Origin of the sequence: Sphingobium sp. (assembly GCA_023266575.1) — a bacterium.
In the GTDB taxonomy this organism is placed as follows: domain Bacteria; phylum Pseudomonadota; class Alphaproteobacteria; order Sphingomonadales; family Sphingomonadaceae; genus Sphingobium.
Map to the genome: position 1 here is coordinate 1 of JAHFPV010000022.1, position 16,127 is coordinate 16,127.

Annotated in this window: 17 protein-coding genes; 7 read left to right on the forward strand and 10 right to left on the reverse strand. The window is 61.1% G+C overall.

The genetic code is table 11. The features are described 5' to 3' along the window. Positions 1-160: 160 nt before the first annotated feature. The 7 genes from Q0D44_RS16600 to Q0D44_RS16630 form a co-directional block, all read right to left on the reverse strand. Positions 161-2,005 carry an ABC transporter ATP-binding protein/permease gene (locus Q0D44_RS16600; RefSeq protein WP_294138051.1) on the reverse strand — a complete coding sequence of 615 codons (1,845 nt, stop codon included), beginning with the start codon at positions 2,003-2,005 and terminating at the stop codon, positions 161-163. A gap of 163 nt (positions 2,006-2,168) precedes the next feature. Then, complete coding sequence (locus Q0D44_RS16605; RefSeq protein ID WP_294138052.1) at positions 2,169-2,489, reverse strand: HigA family addiction module antitoxin; 321 nt, start codon at positions 2,487-2,489, stop codon at positions 2,169-2,171. Then, positions 2,461-2,742, reverse strand: a complete 282-nt coding sequence (locus Q0D44_RS16610) for a type II toxin-antitoxin system RelE/ParE family toxin (RefSeq protein ID WP_294138053.1) — start codon at positions 2,740-2,742, stop codon at positions 2,461-2,463. The genes Q0D44_RS16605 and Q0D44_RS16610 overlap by 29 nt, the downstream gene beginning before the upstream one ends. Positions 2,743-2,944: 202 nt before the next feature. After that, positions 2,945-5,122, reverse strand: coding sequence for an excinuclease ABC subunit UvrB (gene uvrB / locus Q0D44_RS16615; RefSeq protein WP_294138054.1), 2,178 nt, complete (start codon positions 5,120-5,122; stop codon positions 2,945-2,947). Between the two features lie 40 nt (positions 5,123-5,162). Next, positions 5,163-5,555, reverse strand: coding sequence for a hypothetical protein (locus Q0D44_RS16620; RefSeq protein ID WP_294138087.1), 393 nt, complete (start codon positions 5,553-5,555; stop codon positions 5,163-5,165). A gap of 22 nt (positions 5,556-5,577) precedes the next feature. Then, on the reverse strand, positions 5,578-5,841 hold the full coding sequence (locus tag Q0D44_RS16625; protein WP_294138088.1) for a DNA/RNA non-specific endonuclease: 264 nt from the start codon (positions 5,839-5,841) through the stop codon (positions 5,578-5,580). A gap of 60 nt (positions 5,842-5,901) precedes the next feature. Continuing rightward, positions 5,902-6,594 (reverse strand): LysM domain-containing protein, encoded by a 693-nt coding sequence (locus tag Q0D44_RS16630; RefSeq protein WP_294138055.1) that lies wholly within the window; start codon positions 6,592-6,594, stop codon positions 5,902-5,904. A 169-nt stretch (positions 6,595-6,763) separates the two neighbouring features. Here Q0D44_RS16630 and Q0D44_RS16635 point away from each other — a divergent pair, with 169 nt between their 5' ends. Together Q0D44_RS16635 and Q0D44_RS16640 are read left to right on the forward strand one after the other, a co-directional pair. Further along, on the forward strand, positions 6,764-7,315 hold the full coding sequence (locus Q0D44_RS16635; RefSeq protein WP_294138056.1) for a DUF3617 domain-containing protein: 552 nt from the start codon (positions 6,764-6,766) through the stop codon (positions 7,313-7,315). An 82-nt stretch (positions 7,316-7,397) separates the two neighbouring features. After that, positions 7,398-7,898: a DUF3617 domain-containing protein gene (locus tag Q0D44_RS16640; RefSeq protein WP_294138057.1), complete on the forward strand. Its 501-nt coding sequence runs from the start codon at positions 7,398-7,400 to the stop codon at positions 7,896-7,898. A gap of 116 nt (positions 7,899-8,014) precedes the next feature. Here Q0D44_RS16640 and Q0D44_RS16645 read toward each other — a convergent pair whose 3' ends face one another. After that, positions 8,015-9,178, reverse strand: a complete 1,164-nt coding sequence (locus Q0D44_RS16645) for an MBL fold metallo-hydrolase (protein ID WP_294138089.1) — start codon at positions 9,176-9,178, stop codon at positions 8,015-8,017. A gap of 44 nt (positions 9,179-9,222) precedes the next feature. Continuing rightward, positions 9,223-10,272 (reverse strand): ribonucleotide-diphosphate reductase subunit beta, encoded by a 1,050-nt coding sequence (locus tag Q0D44_RS16650; RefSeq protein ID WP_294138058.1) that lies wholly within the window; start codon positions 10,270-10,272, stop codon positions 9,223-9,225. 86 nt (positions 10,273-10,358) lie between these two features. Between Q0D44_RS16650 and Q0D44_RS16655 the strand changes: the two genes are divergently transcribed. Next, the gene (locus tag Q0D44_RS16655) at positions 10,359-10,604 is read left to right on the forward strand and encodes a DUF2171 domain-containing protein (RefSeq protein WP_294138059.1); all 246 of its coding nucleotides are present in this window, start codon (positions 10,359-10,361) and stop codon (positions 10,602-10,604) included. Between the two features lie 52 nt (positions 10,605-10,656). Here the strand turns inward: Q0D44_RS16655 and Q0D44_RS16660 are convergent, their stop codons facing one another. Further along, a complete protein-coding gene (locus Q0D44_RS16660; protein ID WP_294138060.1) occupies positions 10,657-12,585 on the reverse strand; it encodes a ribonucleoside-diphosphate reductase subunit alpha in 1,929 nt (642 codons plus the stop codon). A 476-nt stretch (positions 12,586-13,061) separates the two neighbouring features. On the opposite strand from Q0D44_RS16660, the gene Q0D44_RS16665 reads away from it, so the two are divergent. The 4 genes from Q0D44_RS16665 to Q0D44_RS16680 all read left to right on the forward strand — a co-directional run bounded on the left by Q0D44_RS16665 (position 13,062) and on the right by Q0D44_RS16680 (position 16,121). Next, positions 13,062-13,706, forward strand: coding sequence for a glutathione S-transferase family protein (locus Q0D44_RS16665; RefSeq protein ID WP_294138061.1), 645 nt, complete (start codon positions 13,062-13,064; stop codon positions 13,704-13,706). Between the two features lie 101 nt (positions 13,707-13,807). After that, positions 13,808-15,328 carry a fumarate hydratase gene (locus tag Q0D44_RS16670; protein WP_294138062.1) on the forward strand — a complete coding sequence of 507 codons (1,521 nt, stop codon included), beginning with the start codon at positions 13,808-13,810 and terminating at the stop codon, positions 15,326-15,328. A 72-nt stretch (positions 15,329-15,400) separates the two neighbouring features. Further along, entirely contained in the window at positions 15,401-15,985 is a 585-nt protein-coding gene (locus Q0D44_RS16675; protein WP_366009726.1) for an endonuclease domain-containing protein, read from the forward strand. After that, entirely contained in the window at positions 15,888-16,121 is a 234-nt protein-coding gene (locus Q0D44_RS16680; protein ID WP_294138063.1) for a hypothetical protein, read from the forward strand. The genes Q0D44_RS16675 and Q0D44_RS16680 overlap by 98 nt, the downstream gene beginning before the upstream one ends. Positions 16,122-16,127: the final 6 nt, after the last annotated feature.

The window sequence follows — 16,127 nt, forward strand, 5'->3', positions numbered from 1 at the left end:
TCGGCTCTAACCCAGAAACCCACGGTCCCATCCGTCAGACCGTCTGGGGTGGCCACCCCAGACGGTCAACCCGAATGCAACTGCTCTCAGGTCAACCGCAAGATGCAAGAAACCTGTGCGCGACGTTTCTCGACTTCGCTCGAAACGAATGGAAAATGGTTTATTCCCGCACCACCTCAAACACATCGCTTATCCCCGGCTCGACCGGCATATCCTCCCGCTCGGCCGCCTGCCGGTTCCACATCACGGCATAGAGACCGTCCGCCCGCACCAGATCGGCGTGGCGGCCGCGTTCGACGATGCGGCCCTGGTCCAGCACGATGATTTCGTCGGCATCGACCACGGTGGACAGGCGGTGCGCGACGATCAGGGTGGTCCGCTTGCGGGCGATGTTGCGCAGCACGTCCTGAATCTCATTCTCCGTCCGGCTGTCGAGCGCGCTGGTCGCTTCGTCCAGCACCAGCACTGGCGGGTCTTTCAGCAGGGTGCGGGCAATCGCCACCCGTTGTTTTTCCCCGCCTGACAGTTTCAGACCCCGTTCGCCCACGCGGGTCTCATACCCCTTGGGCAAGCTGAGGATGAAGTCGTGGATCGACGCGGCCTTGGCGGCGGCTTCGATCTCCGCTTGGCTCGCGCCTTCGCGGCCATAGCCGATATTATAGCCGACCGTGTCGTTGAACAGCACCATGTCCTGCGGCACGATGCCGATGGCCGCGCGCAGCGAGGCCTGCGTCACGCCGGCAATATCCTGGCCGTCGATGCTGACCTGGCCCCCCTGAATATCGTAGAAGCGAAACAGGATGCGCGCGATGGTGGATTTGCCCGCGCCCGATGGCCCGACGATCGCCAGCGTCCGGCCCGCAGGCACGGTGAAGCTGACATCGTGCAAAATCTCCCGTTCGGGATCATAGCCGAAGCGGACATGATCGAACAGCACTTCGCCGCCGGACGGGACCAGGGCAGGGGCGCCGTCCGCGTCGGCAATCTCTTGGCGCGTGTCCATCAGCTTGTACATCGCCTCCATGTCGATCAGCCCCTGGCGGATCGTACGATAGACCATGCCGAGCAGGTCCAATGGCCGGAACAGCTGGGCCAGCAGCGTATTGACCAGCACCACGTCGCCAGTGGTGAACTGCCCGCGGCTCCATCCCCACACGGTATAGCCCATCGCGCCCGCCATCATCAGGTTGGTGATCAGCGACTGGCCGATATTGAGCCAGGCCAGGCTATTCTCGCTCTTGACCGCCGCCTGCGCGTAACGCCGCATCGATGTGCCGTAGCGTTTCGCCTCGCGTTCTTCCGCGCCGAAATATTTGACCGTCTCGAAATTGAGCAGGCTGTCGACCGCATGGGCGACGGCGTTGGTGTCCATGTCCACCATGTCGCGGCGCAGCTGGTTGCGCCATTCGGTCACGGTGCGGGTGAACCAGATATAGAGCGCGACCATCGCCAGCGTGACGATGACCAGCCACGCGCCGAACTTCACGAAGAAGATGGTGCAGACCGCGACCAGCTCCAGCACGGTGGGGGCGATGTTGAACAGCAGGAAATAGAGCATCGTGTCGATGCTCTTGGTGCCGCGCTCGACAATCTTGGTGACAGCGCCCGTGCGCCGGTCGAGATGGAAGCGCAGCGACAGACGGTGGAGATGGACGAACACATCATCGGCCAGCCGCCGCCCGGCCTCCTGCCCGACCTTCTCGAACACCGCATTGCGCAGATTGTCGAACAACACGCTGCCAAAACGCGCGCCCGCATAGACCGCGACCAGCGCGATGGCGAGGCTTGCGGCCGGTTCCATCCCCGGCACCATCCGGTCGATCGCGGCCTTGTAGGCAAAGGGCATGGCCAGGCTGATGGCCTTGGCCGCCAGCACGCACAGCATGGCGACCACCACCCGCCGCCGCAGCGCCGGTGCGTCCGCTGGCCACAAATAGGGCAGGAAGCGCCGAAGCGTCGCCCAGACAGGGGGCAAGGGCGCAGATGTGGGCATGTCAGGCGGCATAGGCGCTATGTAGAGCTCGGCGCGGGATTATCCAGTTTTGCTTTGCTGGCTCTCCCAGGGCAGGTCGCGCTTTGCACCATCCCCTCGCCGTTCGCGCGGAAAGTCCGTTTGGGTCAAATCAATGGAGGCGAAGCGGCTAGATGGGGTGTAAATGCATGGAAGGTCAGGCAGCGCGCGGCACGATGCTTTCCAATTCCCCATTCAGCGCACGCTTTGCCTCCAACAGGGCATATTGAGCCTGTAACCGCAGGAAAAAACCTTCCGTCATGCCGAAATAGCGACCAAGGCGCAGATCGAGTTCCGCATCCATCGGACATGATCCATCGATTACCAAACGCAGCCGTTCAGGCGTAACTTTGACAAGTTCAGCCATTCCCTCAATCGACAGATTAAGCGGCTCCATAAACTCTGATACCAGCATTTCCCCGGCATGATCGTTTTTCAGCCAGTCAGAATCAGTGGTAATCGACAATCTCGACGTCATGGGCGTCTCCATCTTTCCAAACGAAGCATACACGCCATTTCATGTTTATGGAAATACTGTGCTGTCCTGCCCGATCCTCCGAAAGCGCATGAAGGCGATTGCCGGGCGGATTTTTGAGGTCGTCGAGATGTTCGGCAGCGTCAAGCATCCTGAGTTTGTTATAAGCGCGATTCTGGATGTCAGGGGGCAATTTGCGGCTATGTTGGCCCAGCCAGATTTTTTCGGTTTCGGGATCGGCGAAGGAGCGGATCATCGGCTTGTCCTGTTCAGAGCAAGCCTTTTCATAATGCAAAAATGTGCGCTGTCTACAAGGGGTTTTGTCGCATGATGCGACGCCATTCATTGACATAACAAGCTGAAAAAGCGTGCAATTTTAGCACCGTCTTATAATTTTTAGTTAACCACTGAATCTTATATTTCAATCACTTAAAGCGTGAAAGTCGTTTACTGGGTAACTAAAATTTTCTTTGCGTTTTCCCATATCGCAACTTCCGCGTCCCCGGCTTGCCCTCGGTCGCACGGCCCCTTGGAGCCGCCACCTGTTGCTCATGCGGCAACCCAAGCTCCTCGGCCTCCAGCTTGCGGATTTCGTCGCGGATGCGGCCGGCTTCCTCAAACTCTAGGTCGGCGGCGGCGGCGCGCATTTTCTTTTCCAGATCCTCGATATAGGCGCGCAGATTGTGGCCGACCATGTGGGGCCGGTCGGCGTCGCCGGTTTCGATGAGCACGCTGTCCTTGTTGGACACATGGGCGATGATGTCGCCAATGTTGCGCTTGATCGTGGTCGGCGTGATGCCATGTTCGCGGTTATAGGCTTCCTGCTTCTCGCGTCTGCGCCCGGTTTCGTTCAGCGCGCGCTCCATGGAGCCGGTGATCCGGTCGGCATAAAGGATGACGCGACCGTCGACGTTCCGCGCCGCGCGACCGATCGTCTGGATCAGCGAAGTTTCGGAACGCAAAAAGCCCTCCTTGTCCGCGTCGAGGATCGCCACCAGCCCGCATTCGGGAATGTCCAGACCCTCGCGCAACAGGTTGATGCCGATCAGCACGTCATAGATACCAAGCCGCAGGTCGCGGATCAGCTCGATGCGCTCCAGCGTCTCGACATCTGAGTGCATGTAGCGAACCTTGATCCCCGCCTCATGCATGAACTCGGTCAGATCCTCCGCCATCCGCTTGGTGAGCGTGGTGACGAGCGTGCGATAGCCGTTGGCCGTGACCTTGCGACATTCGTTGATCAGGTCATCAACCTGATCCTCGACCGGCTTGATCTCGACCGGCGGGTCAATGAGGCCGGTGGGGCGGATCACCTGTTCGCTGAACACGCCGCCGGTCTGCTCCATTTCCCATTTGCCGGGCGTGGCGGAGACGCTGACCGTTTGCGGTCGCATCGCGTCCCATTCGTTGAAGCGCAGCGGGCGGTTGTCGATGCAACTGGGCAGGCGGAAACCATATTCGGCCAGGGTGATCTTGCGCCGATGATCGCCCCGCGCCATCGCGCCGATCTGCGGCACGGTCTGATGGCTTTCATCGACGAACAGCAGCGCATTTTCGGGCAGATATTCAAACAGGGTCGGTGGCGGTTCGCCGGGCAGACGCCCGGTCAGGAAGCGGCTGTAATTTTCGATTCCCGCGCAGCTGCCGGTCGCAGCGATCATCTCCAGGTCGAAATTGGTCCGCTGCTCCAGCCGCTGCGCCTCCAGCAGCTTGCCCTCCGCCTCCAGCTCCTTCAGTCGCTCGGTCAGCTCGAAACGGATCGCCTCCATCGCCTGTTTGAGCGTCGGGCCGGGGGTGACATGGTGGCTGTTGGGAAAGACCTTCACATAATCGAGGCTGGCGACCTTCTTGCCCGACAGCGGGTCGAACTCGACGATCGCCTCAATCTCATTGCCGAAGAAGCTGACGCGCCACGCGGTATCTTCATAATGGGACGGGAAAATCTCCAGATTGTCGCCCTTCACCCGGAAATTGCCGCGCGCAAAGCCTGCATCATTGCGCTTATATTGAAGCGCGACCAGCTTGCGGATGATCTCGCGCTGATCCTCGATCCCGCCCTTCTTCATCGAGAAGGTCATGGCCGAATAGGTTTCGACCGAGCCGATACCATAGAGGCAGGAGACGGATGCGACGATAATGCAGTCGTCGCGTTCCAGCAGCGATCGGGTGGCCGAATGACGCATCCGGTCGATGCTCTCGTTTACGCTGCTTTCCTTCTCGATATAGGTGTCCGACCGCGCGACATAGGCTTCGGGCTGGTAATAATCATAATAGCTGACGAAATATTCGACCGCATTGTCGGGAAAGAAGCTTTTGAACTCGCCATAGAGTTGCGCCGCGAGAATCTTGTTGGGCGCCAGGATCAGCGCCGGGCGCTGCAACGCTTCGATCACCTTGGCCATGGTAAAGGTCTTGCCGGAGCCTGTGACGCCCAGCAGCACCTGATCGCGCTCCCCGGCCAGCGCCTGTTCCACCAGTTCGGGGATCGCGGTGCGCTGGTCCCCCGACGGCTCATAATCGCTCACCAGCGTGAAGGGACGCCCTCCCTCGCTCTTGTCGGGGCGCGCAGGCCGGTGCGGCACGAAGCTGGCGTCGGTATCGGGTTCGTCGAGCGTGGTGCGGATCTGGATGGCCATGGGGACAATATGGGGTCTTTGCGTCAGGACGCAATTGACGTCAGGGCTTCAACTCGAACGCGCCTTTGGGCGGGGGTGGATAGACAACCGGCTTGTCGCCGAAACGGGCGCGCAGGGCGGCTTCGCGCCGTTCGTCATCGACGATCTCTACGTTGACCTCTTCGGGATATTTCATGCTGACGTGGAATTTTTTGTCTTGGATGGTATATTCCAGAACCGACCATCGCATATTTGGTCCATCTGGTTCGAGATACCAAGCTTCCCACAGCATATCGCTAAGATTTGTCTCACGTGGATTATAATAGCGGATGACTTCTCCCTCGTCCTTAAAAACGCTGGGACTCACCCAACCCTCGCCGATTTCCACATAAAGAAAAACACCATTTGGATCGCCGCCGACCAGGGCGGCCAATTCAAGTCCAATCTCGTTCATGAGCGGCCCCAAGGCGTCAAGTTTATCGGTCACGGGGCTTGCCTTTGCTTTCGTTTGAGAAATCCCTAAATTCTTCTTTGCCGTTGACGCGCCATGTGACGTTGATGCGATAAGGCCGTTTGGAGGTTCCCTCATATAGCGGAACGATATGAACGACGACGCTTTTGCCGTCTCGCAAATTCCTCGCCCAACCATCTTCCATGGCGCGATAGGCACCGCGGTTGAAAATCCGATCCTGGGCGAAATGATTGACGCTGTCGCCGGGACCATTGAAGCGAGCAGCGATAAAATGCCCGCCATCATCGCCCGGACGGCGATCGGGATGCCCCGCCCGAGCCTGAGCGCGTCATGAGCGCGCAGCAATCGGGCCGTCTGTAAGCACAGCAACGACTTGCCTCGGTCGCGCAATGACATCGATTTGGAAATCATAGCCATTTTTCGTCTCCTTGCGCCAGTTCGTGTCGAGGAGCTGGCTTTCCAGCGACGGTGGATTGGCTGGGTCGGGCGGCAACTTTCCGCCATGCATGTCCATATAATAGGCTAGCGCCAGAAACTTGTTCTTGGCCGCACGTCCGGCATCCAGATAGGCCTGATGCGGCACTTTGATCCGCTGGCCGATGCTGAGCGGCCGGTCGAGTGGATGCTGGTTCAACCATGCCAGATCGCGCGCCGTCAGCCCCTTGCGCCGCGCCGCAATGCGCGTCAGCGTATCGCCTGGCTGCACGATATGGGTCGAATGGTTGCCGGGATGATCGGGGCGCAGGTGGCGGCGATCCGGCGCGCGATCGCTATCCGGCCGGGCCGGTCTCCGCACCTGTCCGCTAGCCCCGGTTCCACCTGCCTGCGCGCGATTACCACCGCCGCGCGGAAAGTAACGACCTTGTCCGGCAAAGGTGAACCGCCCATCCTCTTCGTCGTGCCACGGGTTGAATTTCACTTCGACCTGCACGGGCGGGGGCAGGTCCGCTCGCCGACCTGTGCGGAGATAGAGATTGAAGGCTGCCCGTTCTGGCTGTCGGCTCGACTCATTCCCCGGCATTCGCGCATCCCCCGATTTGCGGGAAATGACCTAACGTGATAATGAGAACAAACCAAGAACAAAATGCTCAATCCCATCCATTTCGGCGACAATTTTGCAATGTCGCACCGGCTTGATATGCTCCGCTATCCACGGCCCAGCCCATGCCGACGCGATGAGGGGATAAGCGATGATCAGAGCTGTATTTGCCGCCGCCACCATGACCCTGCTGCTCGCTGCCTGCGGGGACAAGCCCGGTGACGCGCCGGCCACCGGCTCGATGACCAAGGAGGAGGTCAAGGCTGCGGTCGACAAGGTGCAGTTGAAGCCGGGCCAGTGGGAGGGGCGCTTCACCGTGCAGGATATCGACCTGTCCAATATGCCGGGCGCGCCTGCTGGCATGAAGGAACAGATGAAGAGCATGATGAGCCAGACTTCGCTCAAATATTGCGTCACCCCCGAAGAAGCGGCCAATCCCAGCGGCGAGATGTTTTCCGGTCAGGAGAATAAGGACTGCACCTATCAGGGCTTCGCCGTCAGCGGCGGCAGCGTGAAGGGGCAGGTGTCGTGCAAGGCGGATGGCGGCACGATGACGGCCACCATGTCCGGCACCTATGGCGGGGAGGCCTATGCGATGGATATGGACATGAAGATGGCAGGCGGCCCTAACGGCGCGGCCATGGCGATGAAGGCGCGGTCCGAAGGCAAGTGGATCGGACCGACCTGCACCACGGCGGAATAATCCCCTCGTATTTCCGCTTGCGCTTTGGCCGCGACGGGTAGAGCCTTGCCCCCGTTCCGATTAAGAGAACGGGGGAGAGGATATGCAAAAGACCGTGCTGGCGGCGATCCCGCTTGCGATGATGCTGGCCGTTGGCGGCTGTAGCGAACCGGCCCCCGCGCCGCAGGCGGAGGAAGCGCCGATCCTGATGCAGGCGGGCGAGTGGGTGCTGACCCGCAAGACCACCGGTTACAACACCCCCACCATCACCCCGGCGCAATATCAGGCGGCGCTCAAACAGGTGAGCGAGGACAAGATCTGCCTCACCGTCGATGCCGAAGGAATGCCGAACGCCGCTGCGCTGGCGGGCAAGGACGGCACTGCCTGCACCTATAAGGACAAGATGGCGCGCAAGGGCCGCCTGATCGCGACGCTGGCCTGCACGGCGGGCAAGGGTACGTCGGAGATTGCGGTGGAAGGCAATTATACTGCCGATACGCTGACACTGGGCGAAACCATGACCCAATCGGAAGGCGGCGGCGCGGTGCTGCGTGCAACCTATGACCTTTCCGGCACGCGGGTGGGAGAATGTCCCAAGGGGTGACTTGTCCCTAAACCCGTTCGGCCCCGGACTGGATCCGGGGTTGTCGAAGCCTTGTACTTTTCTTCAAGAAGTGTGGCCCTTCGACAGGCTCAGGGCGAACGGGTTTGGTAGAAATCCTATTCCAGCGCCCTGATCGCGCGCCGGTCACATCGTCCCTTGCCGCGCGGCACCGCCGAATAGCCCGGCACCATCAGCGACTGGCCGATCCGCAGCGGGGCGAAGCGCTGGCGCGCGATGCCTTCGCACGCCAGGAACAGGTCCAGCATCCGGGGTGGCGTATCCCATTGTTCGTAGGACAGGCGAAACGTCCCCCAATGGATCGGGATCGCGGTCGATGCGCCCAGCCGCTTGAACACTTCCACCGCCTGTTGCGGGCCGATATGGGCGTCCGACGCCATCTGCCCCTTCCAGAAGCGGAAGGCGCCGATCGGAATAAGCGCCAGCCGGATCGGCCCGAATCGCGTGGCCTCATAAGGCCAGCCCATGTCGCCCGCGCCGGTGTCGCCGGCAAAGAAGATATTGCCCGCGCGCGTTTCGATCAAAAAGCTCGACCAGAGCGCCCGGTTGCGATCTGCCCCCCAGCGGCTGCCCCAATGATGGTTGCGGGTCACATGGACGCGATAGTCGGGGCAATGTTCGTAATTGCCGCACTGGATCACCGCCTGCGGCGCAAGGCCATTGAGCGCCGCGCCGCTGACCGACTGGCCCCAGTCCAGCGCTGTCGACGGGATGCCATGCGCTTTCAATATCGTGTCATTGCCCAGGCTGGTGACGATCTTGGGCCGGTCGCGGTCCCACAGTCGTTTCAGCGTCGGCAGGTCCATATGGTCGTAATGATTGTGGCTCAGCACGACCAGGTCGATCTTGGGCAGATCATCGAAGCGGATGCCCGGCTGCGCGACCCGCTTGGGGCCGAAGGGGGGCAGGGGGCTGGCATGGTCCGACCAGATCGGGTCGGTCAATATGTTGATGCCCGCCGCCTGCACCAGCACCGTGGCATGGCCCACCCATGTCGCCACCATCCCGCGCGGCGCGGCAAAAGGCGCAGGGCGGGCTGGCTTGACTGCAATAGAGTCGGGCCATGGCGGCCGGTCGTCATTGCCTAGCAGCCAGCGGGCGATAAAGCCCTGCCGGCTCGTCCCCGGCGGGGCCGGCACGTCGATCACACCATCGGGATTGAAGAAATGCGCGCCGTCATAATGGCGGCTTTCCGGCCCTTCATAATAGATGCGGTCCAGGAAGGGCGGTACGATCGTCACGGCGAGGCACAGGGCAACCATTGCAAACAGCAATGTCACCCCGATGCCCTTCACGAATTTGGCAATCACTCCGCCGCGATGCCCGCCGCCTTGAACATGTCGGGGTCGGTGGCATCGTCCGCGTTGGCCGGTGCCGCGCGGGTCTTGCGGCGGTCGAACGCGTCCCAGACCTCGTTCCACTGGCCCCGCGTCGCGCCCTTTGAATATTCGGTCGCGCGGGTTTCGAAGAAATTGGCATGTTCGACGCCGTTCAGCATCGGGGCGAGCCAGGGGAGCGGATGCTCGTCGATCATGTAGATGGGTTTCAGGCCCAGCTGGCCCAGCCGCCAGTCGGCAATGTAGCGGACATATTTCTTGATGTCCTTGGGCGTCATGCCGGGGACCGGACCCATTTCGAACACCAGATCGACGAACGCATCCTCGATACGGACGGTTTTCTGGCACATGTCCATGATGTCGTCCTTGACCGCGGGGGTCAGGCACTGGCGTTCGGCGCAGAAGGCGTGGAACAGCTTGATGATGCCCTCGCAATGCAGCGTCTCGTCGCGGATCGACCAGGTGACGATCTGCCCCATGCCCTTCATCTTGTTGAAGCGCGGGAAGTTCATCAGCATCGCGAAGCTGGCGAACAGCTGCAAGCCTTCGGTAAAGCCGCCGAACATGGCCAGGGTGCGGGCGATATCCTCGTCCGTATCGACGCCGAACTGTTGCAGATAGTCATGCTTGTCCTTCATCTCCTTATATTGGAGAAAGGCCGAATATTCGCTTTCGGGCATCCCGATCGTGTCGAGCAGATGCGAGTAGGCCGCGATATGGACGGTTTCCATGTTGCTGAACGCGGTCAGCATCATCTTGACCTCGGTCGGCTTGAACACGCGGCCATATTTTTCGTGGTAGCAATCCTGCACTTCCACGTCGGCCTGGGTGAAGAAGCGGAAAATCTGCGTCAGCAGGTTGCGCTCATGATCGGACAGCTTCTGCGCCCAGTCGCGGCAATCCTCGCCCAAAGGCACTTCTTCGGGCAGCCAGTGCAGCTGCTGCTGGCGCTTCCAGAACTCATAGGCCCATGGATATTCGAACGGCTTGTAGACTTTGGAGGCTTTGAGAAGGGACATGGGACGGCTCCGCTTTAAAGGGTAGGCGCAACCAGTGCGGGTACGGCGCGTTCAAGACACACCACCCCCTTCACAGGAGCGCAATCATGGTTGAATTCAGCCAAATCAAGGAACATGCCGAAGTCATCGGCGCAGACGGCGTGCATGTCGGCACCGTCGACCATATGGACGGGGACCGCATCAAGCTGACCAAGAAGGACAGCGGGGAAGGGAGCCACAAAGGGCATCATCACTATATTTCCCAAGGCCTGATCGCCGACATCGAAAGCGACGGCACCGTGCGGTTGAGCGCCAATGGCGATGTTGCCGTGACGTTCGAAGAAGAAAAATAAGCCGGGTGGCGCGGCGGTATGGACCGTCGCGCTACGCCCATGGCTATGCGCGTCACTGACAGGCCAGACACTCGTCATAGTCCGTGGTCTCGCCAATCTCAAACTTGGGCGCGTCGATCGTGTTGTCGGCTTCCACGCCGCCGGCAAAACCGGCGCGCTGCACGCTCTTCGACCGCAGATAGTAAAGCGACTTGATGCCCAGTTCCCATGCGCGGAAGTGGAGCATGAGCAGGTCCCATTTTTCCACATCGGCGGGGATGAACAGATTGAGCGACTGCGCTTGGTCGATATAGGGGGTGCGGTCCGCGGCCAGTTCGAGCAGCCAGCGCTGATCGATCTCGAAACTGGTCTTGAACGTGTCCTTCTCTTCCTGGCTCAGAAAGTCGAGATGCTGGACCGAGCCGCCATGCTCCAGGATCGAATTCCAGACATTGGTCGAATCCTTGGCCTTTTCGACCAGCAGCTTTTCCAGATAGGGGTTCTTGATCGAGAAGCTGCCCGACAGCGTCTTGTGGGTGTAGATATTGGCCGGGATCGGCTCGATGCAGGCCGACGTGCCGCCGCAGATGATGGAGATGGATGCGGTCGGCGCGATCGCCATCTTGCAGGAGAAACGCTCCATCACGCCCTGATCGGCAGCATCGGGGCAAGGGCCACGCTCGATCGCGAGTTGCATCGAGGCTTCGTCGACCTGGCTCTTGATATGCTTGAACATGCGCAGGTTCCACGACTTGGCCATGGCCCCCTCAAACGGGATGCCGCGCGCCTGGAGGAAGCTGTGGAAGCCCATGACGCCAAGCCCGACCGAGCGTTCGCGGCTGGCGCTATACTTGGCGCGCGCCATTTCGGGCGGGGCGCGGTCGATATAGTCCTGCAGCACATTGTCGAGGAAACGCATGATATCCTCGGCAAACAGCTTCTCGTCCTTCCACTCGTCCCAGGTTTCCAGGTTCATCGAGGAAAGGCAGCACACGGCGGTGCGGTCATTGCCGAGATGGTCGCGACCCGTCGGCAGGGTGATTTCAGAGCAGAGGTTGGAGGTCGAGACTTTCAGCCCCAGATCGCGATGATGCTTGGGCATCATGCGGTTCACCGTGTCGTTGAACACGATATAGGGTTCGCCCGTCGCCAGCCGGGTTTCGACCAGCTTCTGGAACAGGGCGCGGGCGTTGACGGTGCCGCGGATCGACTGATCCTTGGGGCTGCGCAGGTGGAAGTCAGCACCGTCGCGCACCGCTTCCATAAACTCGTCGGTCAGCAGCACGCCATGATGCAGGTTGAGCGCCTTGCGGTTGAAGTCGCCCGATGGCTTGCGGATTTCGAGGAACTCCTCAATTTCCGGGTGCGACACGTCGAGATAGCAGGCGGCAGAGCCACGGCGCAGGCTGCCCTGGCTGATCGCCAGCGTCAGCGAATCCATGACGCGGACGAACGGGATGATGCCTGACGTCTTGCCGTTCAGGCCGACCGGCTCACCGATGCCGCGCACGCTGCCCCAATAGGTGCCGATGCCGCCGCCGCGCGAGGCCAGCCAGACATTCTCGTTCCAGGTGTTAACGATGCCTTCCAGACTGTCGTCCACGCTGTTGAGATAGCAGCTGATCGGCAGGCCGCGCCCGGTGCCGCCATTGGACAGGACCGGGGTGGCGGGCATGAACCAGAGGCGCGAAATATAGTCATAGACGCGCTGGGCGTGGCCCTGATCATCGGCATAGGCCGCCGCGACGCGGGCAAACAGATCCTGATAGCTTTCGCCGGGCAGCAGATAGCGGTCGTTCAGCGTGTCCTTGCCAAACTCGGTCAGCAGTGCGTCGCGCGACGGATCGGTCACGACGTCGAAGCGCCGTTCCTGCACCGCGGACGAGGATAAAGGCTCCGCCTTGGTCGGCGCGGCAGGCTGTTCGCTCACCCGGTCCATCACATCATCCATCACAGTCGCCACGTCGTTTGTTCCACCCTGTCCGCTATCACGAAAATCCATGCTCAACCCCCAATGTTCCTGTTCCGTTCGATTCGGTCAAGCTGGTTCGGCAGGTGCCGACACCTTAGCAGATACCGTATCGCGACGGGGCGGAAATGGGACCAACTGACGGGATTGCAGCGACAAAAGCCCCCTTGCGCTGAAAACTGGTCCAGCGACGCAATCACAATCTGTTGGGTGACCCCCGTTTACCCGATACCACAGATAGTGCCATAGCCTGTTTTGGGCGCAAGAGGGTAAATGACGGTTTAGGGACTCAGCTCGTCGCTGTTCCGATTCCTTTCGTCGCTGATTTCGCCCGCTGCAACGCAGCGACGCACGGACTTTCCTCGCTCCCCGGAAAGACAAGCGGGAAAAGTCGGCATAAAAAATAATTTTGCCTTGCCACGCAAATGCGTGGTGCGCGCAAAAGGCGTTATGATGGTGCCTCCAGCAGACCGCCGCCCGTCCTGTTCACCCGACGCAAAGGCCGACCGATGATTCTCTATTATCACCCGCTCTCTTCCTATTGCTGGAAGGTGCTGATCGCCTTTTATGAAAATGGCACGCCCTTCACGCCCCGAATGATGGAGGAGGAGGGCGTCGCGCAGGAATGGCTGGCGCTGTGGCCGATCGGCAAATTCCCGCTGCTGCGCGATTCGACCCGCGACACGATCGTCGCCGAAGCCAGCATCATCATCGAATATCTGATGACCCATGAGCCGGGTACGTTCCGGCCGATTCCGCTCAATCCCGACGCGGCGTTGCAGGTGCGGATGATGGACCGGCTGTTCGACAATTATGTCATGACGCCGATGCAGGCGATCGTTGCCGACCGGCTGCGCCCGGCCGACTCGCGCGATCCTTATGGCGTAGGGCAGGCCCGCGCGCTGATCGCGAAAGCCTATGCCCTGCTGGAGTCGCGGATCGGCACGCATGGCTGGGCGGTGGGGGAGAGTTTCACCCTGGCCGATTGCGCGGCGGCCCCGGCGCTCTTCTATGCCGACAAGATTGTGCCGATCGGCAGCGACCATCCGCGCCTGTCCGCCTATCTCGCCCGGCTGGTGGCGCGGCCCAGCTTTGCGCGGGTGCTGGCAGAGAAGGAACCGTGGTGGCACAATTTCCCCTTTGCGGGTGGCTAAGCTGCGCCTCTCTGGACAGGCGGGCGATTCCTGACTAGCCGCTGCCCGTGCAGGAACCCGCCGTGCAGGGCCGGGCCGCAGACATAAGGGATCTGGGTAAGATGACGCTCATCAAGACCGCCGACCTGATAGAGAGCGTCGCCGACGCGCTTCAGTTCATCAGCTATTATCACCCGATGGATTATATCCGCGCGCTGGGCAAAGCCTATGAGGCGGAGCAAAGCCCGGCGGCCAAGGACGCCATCGCCCAGATACTGACCAACAGCCGCATGTGCGCGGAGGGGCATCGCCCGATCTGCCAGGACACCGGCATCGTCAATGTGTTCGTCAAATGGGGCATGGAATGCCGGCTGGATGACAATAGCCGCTCGATGCAGGACGTGATCGATGAGGGCGTGCGCCGCGCCTACCTCAACCCCGAAAACCGCCTGCGCGCATCGATCCTGCGCGATCCGGCGTTCAGCCGTCAGAATACCAAGGACAATACCCCTTGCGTCCTGTCGGTCGAAATGGTGCCGGGCAACAAGGTCGTCATCGACGTCGCGGCCAAGGGTGGCGGCAGTGAGAATAAGACCAAGTTCAAGATGATGAACCCCAGCGATTCGATCGTCGACTGGGTGCTGGAGATGATCCCGCAGATGGGCGCGGGCTGGTGTCCGCCCGGCATGTTGGGCATCGGCATTGGCGGCACCGCGGAAAAGGCGGTGGCGCTGGCCAAGGAAAGCCTGATGGACGCGATCGACATGGGCGAACTCAAGGCGCGCGGGCCGCAGACCGAGATTGAGAAGATGCGGGTCGAGATTTTCGACAAGGTCAACGCGCTGGGCATCGGCGCGCAGGGTCTGGGTGGCCTGTCCACCATCCTTGACGTCAAGATTTACGACTATCCCTGCCATGCGGCGGGAAAGCCCGTGGCGATGATCCCCAACTGCGCCGCCACCCGCCACGCCCATTTCACGCTGGACGGCTCCGGCCCCGCCTATCTGGAAGCGCCCAAATTGTCCGAATGGCCCGACGTCAACTGGACGCCGAGCAAGGAGGCGATCCGCGTCGACCTCAACACGCTGACGCCGGAGATTGTTCAGAGCTGGAAGCATGGCGACCGGCTGCTGCTCAACGGCAAGATGCTGACCGGGCGGGACGCCGCGCACAAGCGGATCAAGGATATGCTGAGCCGCGGCGAGAGCCTGCCGGTCGATTTCAAGGGCCGCGTCATCTATTATGTCGGCCCGGTCGATCCGGTCGGCGACGAAGTGGTCGGTCCCGCTGGTCCCACCACCGCCACGCGCATGGACAGCTTCATGGACATGATGCTGGAGCAGGGCCTGCTGGGCTGCGTCGGCAAGGCCGAACGCGGCGTGGCGGCGACCAAAGCCATCGCCAAGCATAAGAGCGCCTATTTGATGGCGGTCGGCGGCGCCGCCTATCTGGTCGCGCGCGCGATCAAGGGGGCCAAGGTCGTGGGCTTTGAAGATCTGGGCATGGAAGCGATTTACGAATTCGATGTGGCTGACATGCCCGTGACCGTCGCGGTCGATAGCGAAGGCCAGAATGTCCACCACCTCGCTCCCCTGGTCTGGCAGGAGAAGATCAAGCGCGAAGGGCTGCTGGAGGGCGTGTGACGGAATGATCCTCCCCATCGCAAGATGGGGAGGGGAACGCTCGCGAAGCGAGTGGTGGAGGGGAGATGCGCCATGCCTCCAAATAGAAAGACCGTTGAGAAAGCGCGCAAGTTCCGGCGCGCCCTGACACCGCCCGAAATAGCTTTATGGCAATGGATGCGTGTCAAGCCGCAAGGGCTGAAGTTTCGGCGGCAGCACCCGCTTGGCCCTTATGTGCTGGATTTCTATTATGCCACCGCGCGGATCGCCATCGAGGTGGACGGGGCTGTGCATGACGATCCCCGCCAAATGGCGCATGATATGCAGCGCGATGCATGGATTGCGGCGCAAGGCGTAAGGATCATTCGGATCAGGGCCACCGATGTGCTGGCTGATCTTGATGCGGTTGTGCGGTACATTCTCGACCGTTGCGCATTTCCCCTCCACCAGCCTTCGGCCGGTCCCCCTCCCCCCGCTTCGCGCGGGGAGGATCAGGTAATCGCACCAACCTGCATCAAGCGCCTGGAACCCCGGCCTCTACCCGGCATTGTCTCCGCATCCTTATCCCGGAGCCAGTCCCATGTCCTTCACGCAACTCGACCCACCCTTACCCGTCCATGTGGAGGGCAAGGGGAAGGGCTATGCCCTGGCCGTCATCGATTATGGGCAGGAGCATAATCTGATCTGGGTGACTGGCTTGTCCGACAGTGGCGAAATCTGGTGTGCGCCCAATCCGCTGGTGCGGCTGGAGGCGAACTGGACGATGGGGCGGGACTGGGCACGCCATGGCCTGCCCAGCGTCAAGCCGAGCTAAACGCAA